General features: G+C 43.4%; 12 protein-coding genes and 4 pseudogenes. 10 read left to right on the top strand and 6 right to left on the bottom strand.

Going from position 1 to position 17,448, the window contains the following annotated elements; translation table 11 throughout:
* The first annotated feature begins 292 nt into the window (after positions 1–292).
* Both myaer_RS19070 and myaer_RS19065 read left to right on the top strand, forming a co-directional pair.
* Positions 293–1,729 (top strand): ammonium transporter, encoded by a 1,437-nt coding sequence (locus myaer_RS19070; RefSeq protein WP_046663234.1) that lies wholly within the window; start codon positions 293–295, stop codon positions 1,727–1,729.
* A 175-nt stretch (positions 1,730–1,904) separates the two neighbouring features.
* The gene (locus tag myaer_RS19065) at positions 1,905–3,329 is read left to right on the top strand and encodes an ammonium transporter (RefSeq protein ID WP_046663233.1); all 1,425 of its coding nucleotides are present in this window, start codon (positions 1,905–1,907) and stop codon (positions 3,327–3,329) included.
* Between the two features lie 186 nt (positions 3,330–3,515).
* Here myaer_RS19065 and myaer_RS19060 read toward each other — a convergent pair.
* Positions 3,516–4,095 (bottom strand): annotated as a pseudogene (locus myaer_RS19060) (IS1 family transposase); the annotation flags it as partial.
* A gap of 28 nt (positions 4,096–4,123) precedes the next feature.
* Positions 4,124–5,627, bottom strand: a pseudogene (locus tag myaer_RS19055) (IS5 family transposase).
* A gap of 135 nt (positions 5,628–5,762) precedes the next feature.
* On the opposite strand from myaer_RS19055, the pseudogene myaer_RS19050 reads away from it, so the two are divergent.
* Together myaer_RS19050 and myaer_RS19045 are read left to right on the top strand one after the other, a co-directional pair.
* Positions 5,763–6,335 (top strand): annotated as a pseudogene (locus myaer_RS19050) (sensor histidine kinase); the annotation flags it as partial.
* Between the two features lie 380 nt (positions 6,336–6,715).
* Positions 6,716–7,525 (top strand): SDR family NAD(P)-dependent oxidoreductase, encoded by an 810-nt coding sequence (locus tag myaer_RS19045; RefSeq protein WP_046663232.1) that lies wholly within the window; start codon positions 6,716–6,718, stop codon positions 7,523–7,525.
* Between the two features lie 61 nt (positions 7,526–7,586).
* On the opposite strand, the gene myaer_RS19040 is transcribed toward myaer_RS19045, so the two are convergent.
* Together myaer_RS19040 and myaer_RS22395 are read right to left on the bottom strand one after the other, a co-directional pair.
* Positions 7,587–8,453 (bottom strand): 6-pyruvoyl trahydropterin synthase family protein, encoded by an 867-nt coding sequence (locus myaer_RS19040; RefSeq protein WP_046663855.1) that lies wholly within the window; start codon positions 8,451–8,453, stop codon positions 7,587–7,589.
* Between the two features lie 171 nt (positions 8,454–8,624).
* Positions 8,625–8,708: pseudogene (locus myaer_RS22395) on the bottom strand (type II toxin-antitoxin system HicB family antitoxin); the annotation flags it as partial.
* Positions 8,709–8,998: 290 nt separating this feature from the next.
* On the opposite strand from myaer_RS22395, the gene petC reads away from it, so the two are divergent.
* The 4 genes from petC (at position 8,999) to myaer_RS19000 (ending at position 15,062) form a co-directional block, all read left to right on the top strand.
* Entirely contained in the window at positions 8,999–9,538 is a 540-nt protein-coding gene (gene petC, locus myaer_RS19035) for a cytochrome b6-f complex iron-sulfur subunit (RefSeq protein WP_002781457.1), read from the top strand.
* Between the two features lie 43 nt (positions 9,539–9,581).
* Positions 9,582–10,568: a cytochrome f gene (petA, locus tag myaer_RS19030; protein WP_046663231.1), complete on the top strand. Its 987-nt coding sequence runs from the start codon at positions 9,582–9,584 to the stop codon at positions 10,566–10,568.
* 132 nt (positions 10,569–10,700) lie between these two features.
* Positions 10,701–11,762, top strand: a complete 1,062-nt coding sequence (locus myaer_RS19025) for a mannose-1-phosphate guanylyltransferase (RefSeq protein WP_046663230.1) — start codon at positions 10,701–10,703, stop codon at positions 11,760–11,762.
* Positions 11,763–13,412: 1,650 nt separating this feature from the next.
* Positions 13,413–15,062: an ABC1 kinase family protein gene (locus myaer_RS19000; protein ID WP_046663229.1), complete on the top strand. Its 1,650-nt coding sequence runs from the start codon at positions 13,413–13,415 to the stop codon at positions 15,060–15,062.
* Positions 15,063–15,074: 12 nt separating this feature from the next.
* Here myaer_RS19000 and myaer_RS18995 read toward each other — a convergent pair whose 3' ends face one another.
* Positions 15,075–15,482: a hypothetical protein gene (locus myaer_RS18995; protein WP_024969066.1), complete on the bottom strand. Its 408-nt coding sequence runs from the start codon at positions 15,480–15,482 to the stop codon at positions 15,075–15,077.
* A gap of 180 nt (positions 15,483–15,662) precedes the next feature.
* On the opposite strand from myaer_RS18995, the gene argJ reads away from it, so the two are divergent.
* Positions 15,663–16,904 carry a bifunctional ornithine acetyltransferase/N-acetylglutamate synthase gene (argJ, locus tag myaer_RS18990; RefSeq protein ID WP_002759624.1) on the top strand — a complete coding sequence of 414 codons (1,242 nt, stop codon included), beginning with the start codon at positions 15,663–15,665 and terminating at the stop codon, positions 16,902–16,904.
* Between the two features lie 52 nt (positions 16,905–16,956).
* On the opposite strand, the gene psbM is transcribed toward argJ, so the two are convergent.
* The gene (psbM, locus tag myaer_RS18985) at positions 16,957–17,064 is read right to left on the bottom strand and encodes a photosystem II reaction center protein PsbM (RefSeq protein ID WP_002745897.1); all 108 of its coding nucleotides are present in this window, start codon (positions 17,062–17,064) and stop codon (positions 16,957–16,959) included.
* A 192-nt stretch (positions 17,065–17,256) separates the two neighbouring features.
* On the opposite strand from psbM, the gene myaer_RS22390 reads away from it, so the two are divergent.
* On the top strand, positions 17,257–17,379 hold the full coding sequence (locus myaer_RS22390; protein ID WP_268807289.1) for a hypothetical protein: 123 nt from the start codon (positions 17,257–17,259) through the stop codon (positions 17,377–17,379).
* Positions 17,380–17,448 lie beyond the last annotated feature (69 nt).

The following is a 17,448-nucleotide window of genomic DNA, read 5'->3' as shown; positions in this document are numbered from 1 at the left end:
GTAATCAGTGAACTGAAAACTCACATCTGATAACTAAATTCTTGATCACTTCTCTACTATTATTATTTTAAAGTGAAACGTATCAGAGGATACAGAAATCTCAAATAAAAAAAAACAAAGATCAAAAAACATTGACTACTCACACATCAAGATAAATCCCTAGGTGTTTGGTCTTCTGAAATGATTGACCTCTGTTCCTAGGATTTAGCGGTTGAACGGACATAATTGCTCGGTGATTATTTTCAAAAGTAATGAATCGACCTACTAACTCAACAAAGTAAACGAATTAACGATGAAACGAATTGCTCGAAAATCTGGGGAACTTGTCGGTTTGTTACCGAAAATTAACCCTGTCTGGTTAGCCTGTGTTCCTTTGTCCGCGATTATTTTCGTGGTTTGGAACACAGCCGTACAGGCCCAAGATGCGAAACCCCTAACCCCCGAAGATGTCCAAAACGCCCTCAATACAATCTGGGTTTTAATTGCCTCCATCCTCGTTATCTTTATGAATGCGGGGTTTGCGATGCTAGAAACGGGATTCTGTCGCCAGAAAAACGCCGTTAACGTTCTGGCTAAAAACCTGATCGTTTTCGCCCTCTCCACCATATCATTTTGGGCAATCGGTTTCTCCCTGATGTTTGGGTCTGTCAGTAACGAATTTTTCGGTACAGGAGGCTGGTTCCTCAGCAGTAGCGATCCCGCCACCTACGTTATGCCTGCCTCTTTGCCCACCTCGGTGTTCTTCCTGTTCCAAGTCGCTTTCGCGGGAACGGCGGCAACCATTGTATCCGGGGCCGTGGCAGAACGGATTAAATTCGTCGATTTCCTCGTTTTTAGCTTAATTATCGTTGGTATCATGTACCCGATCACCGGTCACTGGGTTTGGGGTGGCGGTTGGTTAGCCGACCTTGGTTTTAAGGACTTCGCCGGTTCGACGGTGGTTCACTCGGTCGGTGGTTGGTCTGCCTTAACCGGGGCGGCAATTCTCGGCCCGAGAATGGGTAAATACATCAACGGTCGCACCAGTGCCTTACCCGGCCATAACATGAGTATTGCGACCTTGGGTTGTTTAATTCTCTGGATTGGCTGGTTTGGTTTTAACCCCGGTTCTACTTTGGCAGTTAATGAAACTGTACCCTATATCGCTGTCACCACTAACCTCGCCGGGGCCGCGGGTGGCATTGCCGCTACCTTTACCGCTTGGGCGAAAGATGGTAAACCCGACCTTTCGATGATTATTAACGGTATTCTCGCCGGTTTAGTAGCCGTTACTGCCGGTTGTGATGGTGTATCCTATTGGTCGGCCTTAATTATCGGTTTAATTGCTGGTGTGGTCGTGGTTTACTCGGTGGCTTTCTTCGATAACCTGAAAATTGATGATCCCGTGGGTGCCACTTCCGTTCACCTCGTCTGTGGTGTGTTTGGAACTTTAGCCGTGGGTATCTTCAACAAAGATGCGGGTTTAATCACCGGTCAATTCCAACTGTTTATTAACCAAATTATCGGGATTGTAGCAGTAGGGGCATTTACCGTGATTGTTAGTGGTATTGTTTGGACAATCCTCAAGGCTACCCTCGGTATTCGTGTTACTCCCGAAGAAGAAATGGAAGGTTTGGATATAGGCGAACACGGGATGGAAGCCTATAGCGGTTTCGTCAAGGAGTCCGATATCGTTGCTGGTGGCCATTATGCTTCCAGTGTTGACATGGAAACGCCTAGCAGTCGTTAGGGTAAACCTTGTAAAGATAGATTAATTTACCCCGAAAAAAGTTAAAGAGAAAAGGAAGAAGACCTCGCCCCGATGCGATCGGTGGCTATAATTGGCTTCTAAACCTTTTCTCTTTCGGTTTTTTGTCTCTTTCCGGACAGAAAAAATTAATCTTGCTACTAGGCACCAACCGTCAATGAAAAAGATCGTAGGAATAACCATACTTTTGCTGGGACTGGGATTCAATTGCGGAGTTGCCCCAGTTTTTGCGGAAACCATCGCCGCCGCTCCCCCCAATCCGATTAGTGCTGGAGATACCGCTTGGATGCTGATCTCGTCGGCTTTAGTTTTATTAATGACCCCCGGACTGGCTTTTTTTTATGGGGGTTTAGTGCGTTCGCGTAACGTCCTCAACACCATGATGATGAGTTTGGTGGCCATGGGCGTCATCGGTGTAACTTGGGTGCTTTGGGGTTATAGTCTCGCTTTCGATGTCACCCCGGGTAAAAGTGGTTTTGGCGAGGGAATTGAAGCTTTTATCGGGGGACTAGATTGGATTTTTCTTAACGGTGTCACCGCGGCCGCACCTGACAATATCGGTTATGCACCCACCGTTCCCCATCAAGTGTTTATGGTCTATCAGATGATGTTCGCCATCATCACCCCGGCTTTAATTTCGGGGGCGATCGTGGAACGGGTCAACTTTAAAGCCTATTTTTGGTTTTTACTGCTTTGGTCCACCTTTATCTATTCTCCCCTAGCTCACTGGGTTTGGGGTAAGGGTTGGTTGGCAGCCACTGGGGCGCTGGATTTCGCCGGTGGAACCGTTGTTCACATTAGTTCTGGGATTTCCGCACTGGTGGCCGCTTGGGTGATCGGTCCGCGGCGTAGTTTTGGTGTCCAAGCCTATGCACCCCATAATGTGCCGTTTGTTCTTCTGGGTATCGGTTTACTCTGGTTCGGTTGGTTTGGTTTTAATGGGGGTAGTGCGCTTTCCTCTAGTTCCCTAGCCACGACAGCTTTTGTTAATACCAGTATCGCAGCTTCGGCCGGTGGTTTGACATGGATGCTGATAGAATGGATTTTACGCGGTAAACCGACGGCGATCGGTATTGCTAGTGGATTTTTGGGGGGATTAGTCGGTATAACTCCAGCTGCCGGTTATGTGCTGCCGATTGGGGCGATTCTCATCGGTTCGATTACTGCCCTTAGTTGTTTTTTTGCGGTTAGTCTGCGGGCAAAATTGCGCTTTGATGATTCTTTGGATACCTATCCCGTCCATGGTGTCGGCGGGACCATAGGGGCGCTGCTTACGGGGCTTTTTGCCACAAAAGCGGTTAATTCAGCCGGAAATGATGGTTTATTTTTTGGGAATCCGGGGTTACTGTGGACGCAATTTGTTGGCGTTGCCGCTACTTATATCTTTGCTGCTGTCGGTACTTTTGTTATCCTGAAAGTTCTCGGTTTATTTATGGACCTGCGGGTTAAACCGAATACGGAAGCAGAAGGGTTAGACGTGCCTCAACACGGAGAGGAAGCCTACGGACAGGAATTCGAGTTCGGTAGCAGCCTTTCCTACCAAGAAAATGCTGCTGCCACAAATCCGCAAGAAAATTATTAGGAATTCCATCGGCTATCGGTCTGGCTAACAGAGGCGAAATTTCGTCTCTGTGAAACTTGGCCGAACAATCAAAAAAAGGAACGGGTCTGTTTCTAGATGAGTTTAGGTTTCAACCCCTCACACATTACGCCAATACCAGCGAGTAACATCGGTTAAAAATTGGGCGTTGTCAGATGTAAAGATGAATCAAGCAAAAGTGTAGGGAACTGGAACATCCTTAAACTTAAGGTAATGAATTAGAAGCGGTAGGGAATTTTCTAACATTTTGACACATTTTCAATAGCAGAAAGTCTTACGATGAAGACGCGCTAAGTAATGACGTAATCTTGTATTTTCTCCCTCTACCCTTGTCCTATAAGTTTTGCTAACAATCTGATCCCCGTCAGGGATAAATATTCGATACAATGGATTTCCATCACTTACCCAAAAATAACATTGCCAAAATGAGATAGCTTGCCATAAACGTTGAAATGTGTCTGCACTATGTTGCCGAAGGCACTCGCCTTGCGAGACCACCAATTACCCATCCAAGAATTCCATCTCGAAAGTGGTCAACAGCCGTCCCTATACAGATTTTGTTCTTTTTTTTACCAACAAAGGTCTCTAATTCATCTAGTTCTCCCACTTCTGGAATCGTTTCTGAATTATAGGAATCAGGCAGCAGTTTTCCCACTTGTTTGACCCAATCCATAATGGTTGTTCGTGAGACTCCTGTCACTCTCTCAATGCCTCGAAATCCCATGCCATTTACATAGGGTTTGCGGCAAAAAGTAAAAAACAAAAACTCTCAAAAATCAGCCCGAATTTAAGATAAGTTTTTCTGTTGATAATCAGCTTTTTTATCATCTTTTCTAATCAAAGAGGGATGAATAAAGCTAAATTTAGATGTATAAAGAAATAGGGACAAAAAAAGACAGTTAACCTGTCTAAGCAGGTTAGAAAGATTGATGACTAAAAAAGCAATGGCAATGGAAGTTTCTGAAGTTTTATCAAGTTTTGTCATGATACAATCAAGACTATATCTTCTTTTTGCTTGACCAAATTTACCTTCAATTGCATTCCGAATTCCTTCATCCTCAAGAGCTTGTTTTTTAGTTTCTTTACTAATATTTTTAGGTGGTCTTCCTAGAGGAACTCCACTGATTCTAATTCCTCTTTCTTTACACCAAGCTAAATTTTTTCTAGTTCGATAAATTTTATCAACATGAACTGATTCTGGATAATATACTGTGAATTCTTTATACTCTTCTACTTGCGCTTGTAAGTCCCAAGATTCATTAAAATTATCCCAACTTAAATGGTCTAAAAATACATAAATCTCAAAACAGCTTACTGAGATTTTTGCTCCAAATTCAACTGGTTTTCCGGCTTTTCCTCTAACGATAGGGCGGATGTGTGGTTGGGTTATACTCACAATTCTATCATCAATTCTCGATGATTTATTTTCCCACATCCACAATTGTTGACGATAAACTTCTGTCACCACTAACAACATTTTGTAGTTTCTTTTGCTGAGACTACTTAACTCTGATCCCCCCTCGATTAATTTCTCTATTTGAGATAGATTTCTTTTGATATATTGCAGTTGCTTCTTGATAGCTTCTCGTCTTTCTTTTTGAGAACAACGACGTTTTTTGGCTACTTTTAAATAATCTTTTCTCGCTCTTTTTCTATAAGTTCTTGGATTTTTCTTCAGCTTGATTATCAAATTTTGATAGAGACAATCTAGAATGTTTTCTGTTTTCTTTCTTGCTTGATTTAATATCCCTAAATCCTGGGGATAACTTAGATCAGCAGCTGCGCAACTTGCATCTAATATTAATTTTCCTTTATTTTTTATTTGACTCTCTTTTTCTTCTTCTTTTCTTTGACTTTTTTTTCAATTTCCTTCTTTTTTCTCTCTCTCATCACCATTCTTTTATTAATTTTATTGATTAAATTCTTACTGATTCTTTTACGAAAATTAACGAACATTGTCGCATCAAATAGAGCTTCATTACTATAGGCTGACATCCCTAGAAAATACTGTAAATAGGGGTTTTCCTTGATTTGCTCTATGGTTTCCCTGTCGCTTGTTTTTAATTTTTCCTTAATAATTAATGCTCCTAATGCCATCCTAAATGGTTTGGCTGGCGCACCCATTTCTTCGTCAAAATTTTGGGCATATTCTTCTTCAAATTCTTCCCAGGGAATTAACTCTGCCATTATTATCCAGCGATTATCTGCTGATAATTTTCCCTCAAAAGGCAACTCAAAGTTTTCTGGGGCTATTGAAGACTCGTTCGTTTTTCGGTACATCTGTTCTTGTCGGATAAGTGCAAGGGTATTTTAGCAATTTTAGCCGTTTTCTGTCCCTTTTTCTTGACTTTTTGGGAATTTAATCTGGCTGTAATCCTTATATCATAAGTATTTCACAGTTATTCAGCAAACCCTAGCTATTTTCGCATGATTCGATCGGCCATTAAAGACCTGGATCAATTGCTCACAGAAGTGTTATTAATTGGCTAGGCCGATTCTGGTAGATTATACTGTCAATTTGATCTGGTGGATTTGCTCGATTATTGTCAAAAATTGGTAGAATATTTTATTGTTAAGCTGGAGCCGCAATCAGCAATTATTTTCCAAGTTGAGGGCAGCTTAGAAAAAGGACTTTGGGATATTAATTTAATTAAACATATCTTGACAAATTTACTAGGAAATGCTCTAAAATATTCACCCTAAGGCAACCCCATAGAATTTAAGATTATTGTCGAATCCGAGCAGGTAGTCTTTAAAATTATCGATCGAGGAATTGGTATTCCCAGCAAAGATAAAGAAAATTTATTTAAACCTTTTTATCGCGGTAGTAATGTCGATAATATTCAAGGAACGGGATTAGGATTAGCCATTGTCGGACGCTGTGTGGAAGCGCACAAAGGACAAATTCACCTGGAAAGTGAGGAAAGAAAAGGCACAAAGATCACGGTGATTTTACCGATTATTACCGAGATTGAACACCTAAATTGAGATGAACGATAGGGGGACCACAATTTTTTTTTCTGCTGCCCCTCTGCCCTAGGGTTGATTCATAGTAGGGTTGATTCATGAATCAACCCTACCTCTCCCCTCTCCCCTCTCCCCTTCCATAGGATTGAGGATCACCCTGAGCGTTCATCCGATCGAGTGATTTTCCAGAAAAGTGTTAAAAAAGATTGCTGTTTGTAAAGACAACTGTTACCGTGGGTTCAAGAGTGCGCTTTGAAGGAGGAAAAATCCCATGCACCCTAACCTATCCATCTATCCCTCGATTGCTTCACTACTTATGTAGGGTATAGATGCACAAATCAAAGATTTTAGAAGCAAAACCAATAAATTTCTGTACTGTTGCTTAAAACAGGAGTTTGATCATGAAATTACAGGGAAAAACAGCCCTAGTCACGGGGGCATCCCGGGGCATTGGACGAGCGATCGCCTTAGAATTAGCCCGACAAGGTTTAAGCAGAATTGTGATTGTCGCCAGAGATCAAGAGCGATTAGAAAAACTAGCGAAAGAAATTGAGTCACTAGGGGTCATTGCCACACCTTTAGCCCTAGATTTAACCGAAAATGACCTTGTTAGTGCTTCAATTATCCGTGTTTGGCAAGAATGCCTCGGCATCGATATCCTCGTTAACTGTGCCGGTATTGCCCATCAAACCCCCTTTCTACGCTCGCAATTTTCGCAAGTGCAAGCAGAAATATCTTTAAATCTGATGGCCATGTACACGGTTACTCGCTTAATTGCCCGCCGGATGGCAATTCGGGGACAGGGAACCATTGTCAATGTTTCCAGCATGATGGGTAAAATTGCCGCTCCTAGCTTCTCTACCTACTCGGCCACCAAATTTGCCATTTTGGGTTTTAGTCAAGCTCTCAGGTCGGAATTACGGGAACATAACATCAAAGTTGTCACCCTCTTACCCTCTTTAACCGATACGGATATGGTGCGAGAATTGCAGTTATTTCGATGGTTAAAACCAATGAGCGCCGAAGAAGTCGCCCAAACTCTAATTACCGGCTTAAATAGGGAAAAAACGGAAATTGTCGTCGGTTGGCAAAGTCATCTAGCTCTTTGGTGCCAAAAATTGGCCCCGAAACTGCTTGAGAAAATTGTCGATTTAGCTTCTCCCTTACGCCAAAGCAAAGGAAAGCGAGGATGGCGAGAAGTGTTTAACTAGGGTTTAATTAAATCTATCAGGGTGAGCCATGCTCACCCTAATCACCTTCACCAACAGGCAATTAAACGGCTGTCAGGGTTTTTTCTAGAAGTTGTCGGGGAGCTTGAACCGAACCACGACAGTGGATTTCCGCAGAATTATTGGGACTTTCAATCAGTTTAACTTTATCTAATTCGGCTCCTAATTGGCGGATCCGTTCCTCCAATAGTTGAGCGATATATAAGGCAATATTTTCGGCGGTGGGAACCACTTCGGCAAAGTAGGGAATATCCTTATTTAAAAAAGCATGATCGAAGGGTTCCACTACCAATTCATCGATCGCTTTTTGTAAATCCCCTAGATCTACAATCATACCGGTGCGGGGATCGATTTCTCCCGCCACGGATACTTCTAGGTGATAATTATGGCCATGACCGTTTACCCTGGCGCATTTGCCGTAGATTTCCGAGTTTTGTTCGAGGGTTAATTGCGGTAAAGCCAAACGATGGGCGGCGCTAAAATGGGTTTTGATGGTTAAAGTTGCTTCCATATCTTTTCCTTGATATTCTGCCCACAATTCGGGGTGTTCAAATAGTTGAATTTTGACCAATGGTAAATAGGGTGCTAATCTTTGCCAGATAACTCTAGCGATATTTTCTGTGGTGGGTAGGGTTTGCTGAAATTCCGGCCAGACTTGATTGAGATAGGAGTAGTCTAATTGACTGGTTACCTCTTGTTTAATTACCTGTTTAACGGTGGAGAGATTCTCCACCATGCCATAAAGATTGAGTTCTTTGTATAGGGAGACGTATAATTCGTAATTGTGACCATGACCGGGAAAACGGCTACCAAGACCAAAAAGTCTTTGATTTTCGGCTTCGTCCCATTCTGGTAGATAATAGCGATGGCTGGCTGAAAACCGCGCTCGACGATTGATGATGCAATCCATAAATGTGGGCGATCGATGACTTTGTAAAGTTACGTTAAGAGTAACCCTTTCTAGCATAAACCAGTTTTGTCTCCTCCGGCTTGCAGATCGGGGAAAGTTATCCCCATTCAGCGACCATTCTAAAAAGGCGGCGTGGTAAGGAATCACCGTCCGTTTACGGCGGTGAGGATGTCAACTTTGAGAAGGTAAAGGAATTGCTTTTTTGCCACTATGATAAACCGTCTCTATCCATAATTCTCTTGCTCCCTCAATATTTCCCTGTATCCACGTTAAAGGTATATGGAGACTTAACTTTTCCATTGGATCAAATTTTTTAAGATTCTTTCGATGTTTGCGGTTTCTCATCTCGGCAAAAGCGAGAAAACAGCGATCGCATTTGACGCAGCTTTGCTGTGGCAATTGTCCGTGACTCAATATCTGTAATAATCTAATACAGCCCTTGTAAACCTTCTTTAAGCTCTGGGTTTTCGTCTTGATCGAGATGCACAAAATCGCCCTTAGATGAGAATTAGTTTACAAAAATTTACATTTGGAGATAAGGAGCAATGAGTCAAGTTTCCGGTACAGATGTTCCCGATTTGGGTCGTCGTCAATTTATGAACCTGTTGACCTTTGGTACAATTACCGGAGTAGCGGCGGGTGCTTTGTATCCGATTGTCAAGTATTTTATTCCCCCCTCGGCCGGTGGTACGGGGGGCGGTGTCACCGCTAAAGATGCCCTAGGCAATGATGTGATTGTCAGTCAATTTCTGACCAGCCATAACGCTGGCGATCGCACCTTAGCCCAAGGCTTAAAAGGCGACCCCACCTATTTAGTCGTCCAAGAGGACAAAACCCTGGCCAACTACGGAATTAACGCCGTCTGTACCCACTTAGGTTGTGTGGTGCCTTGGAATGCCAGCGAAGAAAAATTCATGTGTCCTTGCCACGGTTCCCAGTACAATGCCGAAGGAAAAGTAGTTCGCGGTCCAGCGCCTCTATCCTTAGCCCTCGCCCATGCCAACGTCACCGATAATGATAAAGTCGTCTTCTCCACTTGGACGGAAACCGACTTCCGCACCGGTGAAGAACCCTGGTGGTCCTAGATTATTCAATGTGACGAGATTTGGAATTATTCAACCGATAGAGATGAGAACATTCAACTTTTTAAGCTTCCCGCAAGTCCACAGACAGGCCCTAGTGAAAGCTGTCCTCGTGGCGATCGCTACCGTTTCCCTACTCCTAACCAGCGATGTCATTAACCCCCAATCTGCCCAAGCATATCCTTTTTGGGCGCAACAAACCGCCCCGGAAACCCCCAGAGAAGCAACCGGTCGGATTGTCTGCGCGAACTGCCATTTAGCCCAAAAACCCGCCGAAATTGAAATCCCCCACTCGGTATTACCCGATAGCGTCTTTGAAGCAGTGGTAAAAATCCCCTACGATCCCGCCAGTCAACAGGTGTTAGGAGACGGATCGAAGGGGGGTTTAAACGTCGGTGCAGTCTTAATGCTACCGGATGGTTTTAAAATCGCGCCACCCGATCGCATTCCCGAAGAAATGCAGGAAAAACTCGGTGGAGTCTATTTCCAATCCTACAAAGAAGGTCAAGATAACGTGGTTATCGTCGGCCCCTTACCCGGGGATCAATACAAAGAAATCGTTTTCCCCGTCCTGGCCCCCGATCCTAGCCAAAATAAAGCTATTCACTTCGGTAAATATGCTGTGCATTTAGGGGCCAATCGCGGTCGCGGTCAAGTGTACCCCACCGGTGAACCGAGCAATAATAACGCTTTCAAAGCTTCTACCGCAGGTACAATTAGCCAGATCAGCAAAACCGAAGCCGGTGGTTATGAAGTCACCATCACTTCTGAAGCTGGCCCCGTGGTGGAAAATATTCCCGCAGGTCCTGAGTTAATCGTCTCGGAAGGTCAGGCCATCGAAGTGGGACAATTTTTAACCAGTAACCCCAATGTCGGCGGTTTTGGTCAAAAAGAGACGGAAGTTGTCCTACAAAATCCCGGCCGGATCAAAGGATTGGTTTTATTCCTCGGTGGTATTATGCTCTGCCAAATCCTCTTAGTTATTAAGAAAAAACAAGTGGAAACAGTACAAGCGGCCGAAATGAATTTCTAATCGCAATATTTCGGTTATTTTTGCTAAAAAGCGGGTTATTTGCCCGCTTTTTAGCTTTGAGTCAGGAAAATGCTCACCGATCGCTGCCGTCTGATACAATCGGTTCAACTTAACCGATAAGTGTCAATTTTTATGAATCAGTCGCTTGTTCCAGTCATTCTCGCCGGTGGTAAAGGGGAACGTTTTTGGCCTCTCAGTCGTCTAGCGCGTCCGAAACAGTTTCTCTGTCTTGATGGTAGTGGTCGCAGTCTTTTACAAGCAACAGCCGATCGTCTATTATCTTTAGGGGCAGGTTGGGAAAATCTCTGGGTAATTACCGCTAGTGCGATCGCTGATGGTGTCCGCGAACAACTGCCCGATTTACCGGAGAGTAACCTATTAGTGGAACCGGTGGGCAAGGATACGGCCCCGGCTGTGACTTGGGCCACCTTAGAAGTGATAAAACGTTATGGTAAGGAAGTGGCGATCGGTTTTTTTCCTGCCGATCATTATATTGGTAATCAAGAGGCTTATATTAACACTTTAAAAGCGGCCGTAGAAGTGGCCGTCAGCCAAAAAGCGATCGTTACTTTAGGGATTAAACCCGATTATCCCTCCACCGGTTACGGTTATATCGAACAGGGAGAAAATCAGGGCGAATTTAATGGTTTACCCGTCTATAAAGTGAGTCGTTTTACGGAAAAACCCGATCGCACCACGGCCGAAAATTTCCTAGAAACGGGACTTTTTAGCTGGAATAGCGGAATGTTTATCTTTCAGGGACAAGTGGTTTTAGAGGAGCTAAAAACCCACGCTAATAATATTTTACAGCCTCTGATCGATCGGGGCATCGCTGCCTATGAGGATTTAGAGAAAAAAAGTATCGATTATGCTTTGATGGAAAAAACCCAACTCGCTTACGTTTTACCCGCTAATTTTGGTTGGGATGATCTGGGAGATTGGAATTCTCTGGAAAGATTACTAGAAGCAAAGGGCAAAAATATTGAACTGGCCAATCATGTCGGTTTGGATACGGAAGGCTCTATTATCTATGCTAGTGATGAGGAGGAAGTGATCGTTACTATTGGTTTAAAAGATCTGGTAATTGTTCGCGACGGTAAAGCAACTCTCGTTGTCCACAAAGATCGTACCCAAGATATTAAACAAGTTCTCAAGCAATTACAAACCGCTCCCAAATTAGAGAAATTGTTATAGGATTGATATTAGTTACCAGCTTTTTCAGTAATCAGTGATCAGTAAACAGTAATCAGTGAAAAGACAGTAGGAAACCTCTATTTAATACTGCTAACTTAAAACTCAAATCTGATCACTGATAACTTCCCCACTGATAACTGATAACTGATAACTGATAACTGATAACTGAAAGGGGTACATCTCATTTTTGTAAATCTACTAAGTTGGGATTTTTTAAGGGAAACTCTCTACTAAAATCGGGCGTTACTTTCGGTTTTATCGCTCAATCCAAGCTTTTGGGGGGTTCTACCCCCCAAACCCCCCGTCGGGGGACGAAGCGCCTCCCCCGAACCCCCTGCGCATTAGTTTTTTTGTGGGATGCTTACACGCAGCTGCTGATATATCTGTAATAATTTAAGAGTCACTGATAATTGCTGATTATCGGTATTTCTGCAAATGTGGGATGCAGCCATCGATAAGTACCTAACTTCCCCACTGATAACTAATAACTAATAACTAATAACTGATAACTGATAACTGATAACTGATAACTGAAAGGGGTACATCTCATTTTTGTAAATCTACTAAGTTGGGATTTTTTAAGGGAAACTCTCTACTAAAATCGGGCGTTACTTTCGGTTTTATCGCTCAATCCAAGCTTTTGGGGGGTTCTACCCCCCAAACCCCCCGTCGGGGGACGAAGCGCCTCCCCCGAACCCCCTGCGCATTAGTTTTTTTGTGGGATGCTTACACGCAGCTGCTGATATATCTGTAATAATTTAAGAGTCACTGATAATTGCTGATTATCGGTATTTCTGCAAATGTGGGATGCAGCCATCGATAAGTACCTAACTTCCCCACTGATAACTAATAACTAATAACTAATAACTGATAACTGATAACTGATAACTGATAACTGAAAGGGGTACATCTCATTTTTGTAAATCTACTAAGTTGGGATTTTTTAAGGGAAACTCTCTACTAAAATCGGGCGTTACTTTCGGTTTTATCGCTCAATCCAAGCTTTTGGGGGGTTCTACCCCCCAAACCCCCCGTCGGGGGACGAAGCGCCTCCCCCGAACCCCCTGCGCATTAGTTTTTTTGTGGGATGCTTACACGCAGCTGCTGATATATCTGTAATAATTTAAGAGTCACTGATAATTGCTGATTATCGGTATTTCTGCAAATGTGGGATGCAGCCATCGATAAGTACCTAACTTCCCCACTGATAACTAATAACTAATAACTGATAACTGATAACTGATAACTGATAACTGATAACTGAAAGGGGTACATCTCATTTTTGTAAATCTACTAAGTTGGGATTTTTTAAGGGAAACTCTCTACTAAAATCGGGCGTTACTTTCGGTTTTATCGCTCAATCCAAGCTTTTGGGGGGTTCTACCCCCCAAACCCCCCGTCGGGGGACGAAGCGCCTCCCCCGAACCCCCTGCGCATTAGTTTTTTTGTGGGATGCTTACACGCAGCTGCTGATATATCTGTAATAATTTAAGAGTCACTGATAATTGCTGATTATCGGTATTTCTGCAAATGTGGGATGCAGCCATCGATAAGTACCTAACTTCCCCACTGATAACTAATAACTAATAACTGATAACTGATAACTGATCACTGATAACTGATAACTGATAACTGATAACTGATAATACCGTGTTCTCACTCCCCCAAACCAGTCAAAGACAAAAAGAAATCCTTGAGATAGTTCTCGGCAACGGTTGGGACTATATGCGCGGGGTTTTAACCCTAGGAAAAACAGAAAATCCCCAGATTCCCACCCCAGAAGTTCTCAAAAAAATTCTCGTGGAATTGGGGCCTTTTTATGTCAAATTGGGACAGTTACTTAGTACCCGTCCCGATCTGCTACCTGCTAATTATATCGAGGCTTTAACTGCTCTACAAGCGCAAGTTCCTCCCGTTGCTTGGACGGATATAGAAATAGTCATCACCGAACAGTTAGCAAAACCGATTAAACAGGTATTTAAGTATATTAATCCCCAACCGATCGCCGCAGGATCGATCGGGCAAATTCATCGGGCAACTTTATTATCTGGGGAGGAAGTAGCGATTAAAGTCTTGCGTCCGGGGATCGAAAAAATTGTCGCCCAAGATAGTGCCTTAATTAAGGTAATTGCTGATTTAGTTGCCCTCACAGAATTTGGTCAAAGTTATGACGTTGTTAACTTAGCAGAGGAGTTTATTAAAGCAGTCAATGCGGAATTAGATTTCACCCAAGAAGGTCATTATACTGACCAATTACGCTATAATTTAACCCAGAGTCGGTGGTCAGAACCCAAACAGTTAGTTATTCCTAAAATTTATTGGGACTTAACTAATTCCAAGCTATTAGTGTTAGAATGGTTAGAAGGAAAACAAATTTTAGATGCCGATGTTTCTAGACCAGAAACCGAGCAAACAATTTCCCAAAGAAAAAGCGAAATAACTAGGATTTTGTTTCGGTCATTTTTTCAACAAATTTATATTGATGGCTTCTTTCATGCCGATCCTCACCCGGGTAATATTTTCTATCTTGACGATGGTAGAGTAGCTTTAATTGACTGTGGTATGGTGGGCAGATTAGACCCACAAACTCAACAAATCTTAACAGAATTGTTATTGGCAATTGTTGACTTAGATGCGAAAAGATGCAGTCAACTAACTATTAAATTATCCGAGTCAGTAGTCCCGATTACCTTAGTACAATTAGAGGTGGATTATGAGCGGATGCTGCGAAAATATTATAACCTCAATTTAAATCAAATTAACTTTAGTCAGGTGGTTTATGAACTTTTGCAAATTGCCCGTCGCAATAGAATTAAACTTCCGGGTAATTTAGGTTTATTTGCCAAAAGTCTCGCTAATCTAGAAGGAACTGCCCGAAAATTTAATCCTGATATTAATATCCTAGAAGAAGTCAAACCGCTATTAACTAATATTCTTGAACAACAGTTAATCGGTAGCACTCCCCTACAAACTGCCCTAAGAACAGTTTTAGACTTGAAATCTTTTTCCCTGAAATATCCCCGTCAAATTGAAGTTTTACTAGATGGTTTAACCTCCGAAACTTTAAATGTTAATCTGAAAATTCGCGACTTAGATAATCTCCGTCGCAGTTTAGATAATTCCGCCAATCGACTAGCTTTTAGTGTGATTATTGGTTCCTTAATTATCGGGGCTGCCATTGTCACAGCCAGTGCCCAATCTCGGCAATTAACTATTATTAGTACCGTATTATTTGCTACAGCTAGTTTAATCGGTTTATGGTTAGTTGTCGGTATCCTGCGATCAGGGAGATTGCGGTAGAAATTATCGCAATCAAATTAAGATTTGTTGTTGTAAAAATTTCGCCCACCGACTAGCCAATTCAACTTCAGTAAAGGGAATTTTTTCAGGTGATCGCTCCTTAAAGATAAATTCTAGAAAAGGAGAACCCTGCGGGGGAAGAGCATCTAAATCCACCACTTGATTATTAACTAACAGACGGATTTCTTTTACCTCCTCTAGGGAAAAAGTTTGTAAATTAATCACTCCCTTACGAGTTGGCTTTCCCCAAGTGATAATTTTATCTTTTTGACCTAAGACAGAATATATATCATACTTAGCTCGATCGAAGTTTTCCGCCCATTGTCGATAGATTTCCACTTTTTGGTATTCATTCCAACCACTCCAAGCCAACCAAATAAATAGAATTAATAAAGGTGTCCACAATAACCCGCGTTCCATAAACTATCTCTCCAAAATTCTGGCCAATTAATCGTATTTTAGGCTAATTTGCAGCCAGGAATTATCAGCCGTCGGCCTTTTTTCCCCACTTCCCAACCCGAAACGGTCAAACCCTTTGCTAATTTTTGGCTTTTTACTTGCTATAATCGAGTGTCGAATTTGAGTAGGAGACGGGAGAAAATGGCCGATTGGCAGGAAATAGAGGGGGGGATCACGGCCCCAAAAGGATTTAAATCCGCAGGGATGGCCGCGGGGCTAAAACCGTCCGGTTTGCCCGATTTAGCCCTAATTGTCTCGGAAACAGAAGCGATCGCCGCAGGAGTCTTTACCACCAGTCAAGTGCGGGCCGCTTGCGTCGATTATTGCCGTCAACGCCTACAAACTAAAGCCAGCGCCAGGGCGATTTTGTGTAATGCCGGCCAAGCAAACGCCGCCACGGGGGAAGCCGGATGGCAAGATGCCCTCGATAGTGCCGCCGCCTTGAGCCAAGTTTTAGGGATTCCCGCCGATGCAATTTTGCTGGCTTCTACGGGAGTGATCGGGCAACGGATTCGCATGGATGCGTTAACCGCCGCTTTACCGACCTTAGCGGGTTTATTGTCGGAAAATGGCGGCGAAAGCACGGCCCGGGCGATTATGACCACGGATCTAGTCCCCAAATCGATCGCCTTGCAAACCACTATCGATGGTCGTCCGGTCACAATTGGGGGAATTGCCAAGGGATCGGGGATGATTCACCCGAATATGGCGACGATGCTCTCCTTTATTACCTGTGATGCCGCAGTATCGACGGTTCTCTGGCAAAATATGTTAAGTCGGGCGGCTAATAAAAGTTTTAATCAGATTACGGTGGATGGGGACACCAGTACCAATGACAGTCTGATCGCCTTGGCTAACGGTCAATCGCGCACCACGGCGATCACAGAAATGGGCCGGGATGCCCAAAAGTTAGAGGCCATGTTAACGGAAGTTTGTCAATACTTGGCTAAAGCGATCGCCCGGGATGGGGAAGGAGCCACCTGTTTAATAGAAGTGCGGGTTTCGGGGGCGGCCGATGATCAGTCCGCTCGTCAGATTGCTCGCACCATTGCCGGTTCTTCCTTAGTAAAATCGGCGGTTTTCGGTCGAGATCCCAACTGGGGACGAATTGCGGCGGCGGCAGGCCGGGCCGGGGTTGTCTTCCATCAAGAAGACCTGCAAATCAAGTTAGGCGACTTCGTGATGATGGAAAATGGTCAACCTCTGGCGTTCGATCGAGCTAGTGCCAGTAATTACCTGAAAGCGGCAGCAAGCGGGGCTTATTTACGAGAAGATACCGTTTTAATGTCTATCTGTATCGGTAACGGTTCGGGAACAGGTACGGCCTGGGGTTGCGATCTTAGTTACGATTACGTCAAAATTAATGCCGAGTACACTACCTAGAGCCACCAAAAAATTAAGGAGAGACCAAATAACTGGTCTCTCCGGGCCTAATTTAACCCTCGGTTTCCTCTCTGGTTTGGATAAACAGAATCAAGAGGAAAACGGTGGGGACTAGGACGAATAGGATACTAGCGATAAAGCCGAGATTATTTACCTGCATGAGTTAACTCCCTTAAGTGACAACGGATTTGCATTAAAGATTAACTCCTAGAATATCATCCCAGAGGGCGTTGCTGATTTGAGAGGGGAACTGGGGAAATTGAACTAAGATACCAAAACCCCAAAACCCCAACCCCCAAAACCTAAAACCTGTCTCCCGAATACTGACGACTCACTCCCCAAAACGAAAGCTTTGTACCTCACCATTAAGATAACTGCCGTAGATGCGGTATTAGCGATCGCAAAAGCCACGAGTTCTATTCAGATTTTACCAGTTTATTTTCGCTCGATCGCCGGTTACGATTGGCAATTCTAGAAAAGAAAAGTTTTCTCTTGATTATTCCTCTAAAAATAAGGGATTGTCTAACTTAATATTTTCTTGATA

The organism is Microcystis aeruginosa NIES-2549 (assembly GCF_000981785.2).
In the GTDB taxonomy this organism is placed as follows: domain Bacteria; phylum Cyanobacteriota; class Cyanobacteriia; order Cyanobacteriales; family Microcystaceae; genus Microcystis; species Microcystis aeruginosa_C.
Note: the sequence above shows the minus strand (reverse complement) of the source record. Positions and strands in the feature narration are given on the sequence as shown.

Coding starts and splice junctions, on each gene's coding strand:
- myaer_RS19070 (WP_046663234.1), top strand. CDS start 293: ATGAAACGAATTGCTCGAAAATCTGGGGAACTTGTCGGTTTGTTACCG.
- myaer_RS19065 (WP_046663233.1), top strand. CDS start 1,905: ATGAAAAAGATCGTAGGAATAACCATACTTTTGCTGGGACTGGGATTC.
- myaer_RS19045 (WP_046663232.1), top strand. CDS start 6,716: ATGAAATTACAGGGAAAAACAGCCCTAGTCACGGGGGCATCCCGGGGC.
- myaer_RS19040 (WP_046663855.1), bottom strand. CDS start 8,453: ATGGATTGCATCATCAATCGTCGAGCGCGGTTTTCAGCCAGCCATCGC.
- petC (WP_002781457.1), top strand. CDS start 8,999: ATGAGTCAAGTTTCCGGTACAGATGTTCCCGATTTGGGTCGTCGTCAA.
- petA (WP_046663231.1), top strand. CDS start 9,582: ATGAGAACATTCAACTTTTTAAGCTTCCCGCAAGTCCACAGACAGGCC.
- myaer_RS19025 (WP_046663230.1), top strand. CDS start 10,701: ATGAATCAGTCGCTTGTTCCAGTCATTCTCGCCGGTGGTAAAGGGGAA.
- myaer_RS18995 (WP_024969066.1), bottom strand. CDS start 15,482: ATGGAACGCGGGTTATTGTGGACACCTTTATTAATTCTATTTATTTGG.
- argJ (WP_002759624.1), top strand. CDS start 15,663: ATGGCCGATTGGCAGGAAATAGAGGGGGGGATCACGGCCCCAAAAGGA.
- psbM (WP_002745897.1), bottom strand. CDS start 17,064: ATGCAGGTAAATAATCTCGGCTTTATCGCTAGTATCCTATTCGTCCTA.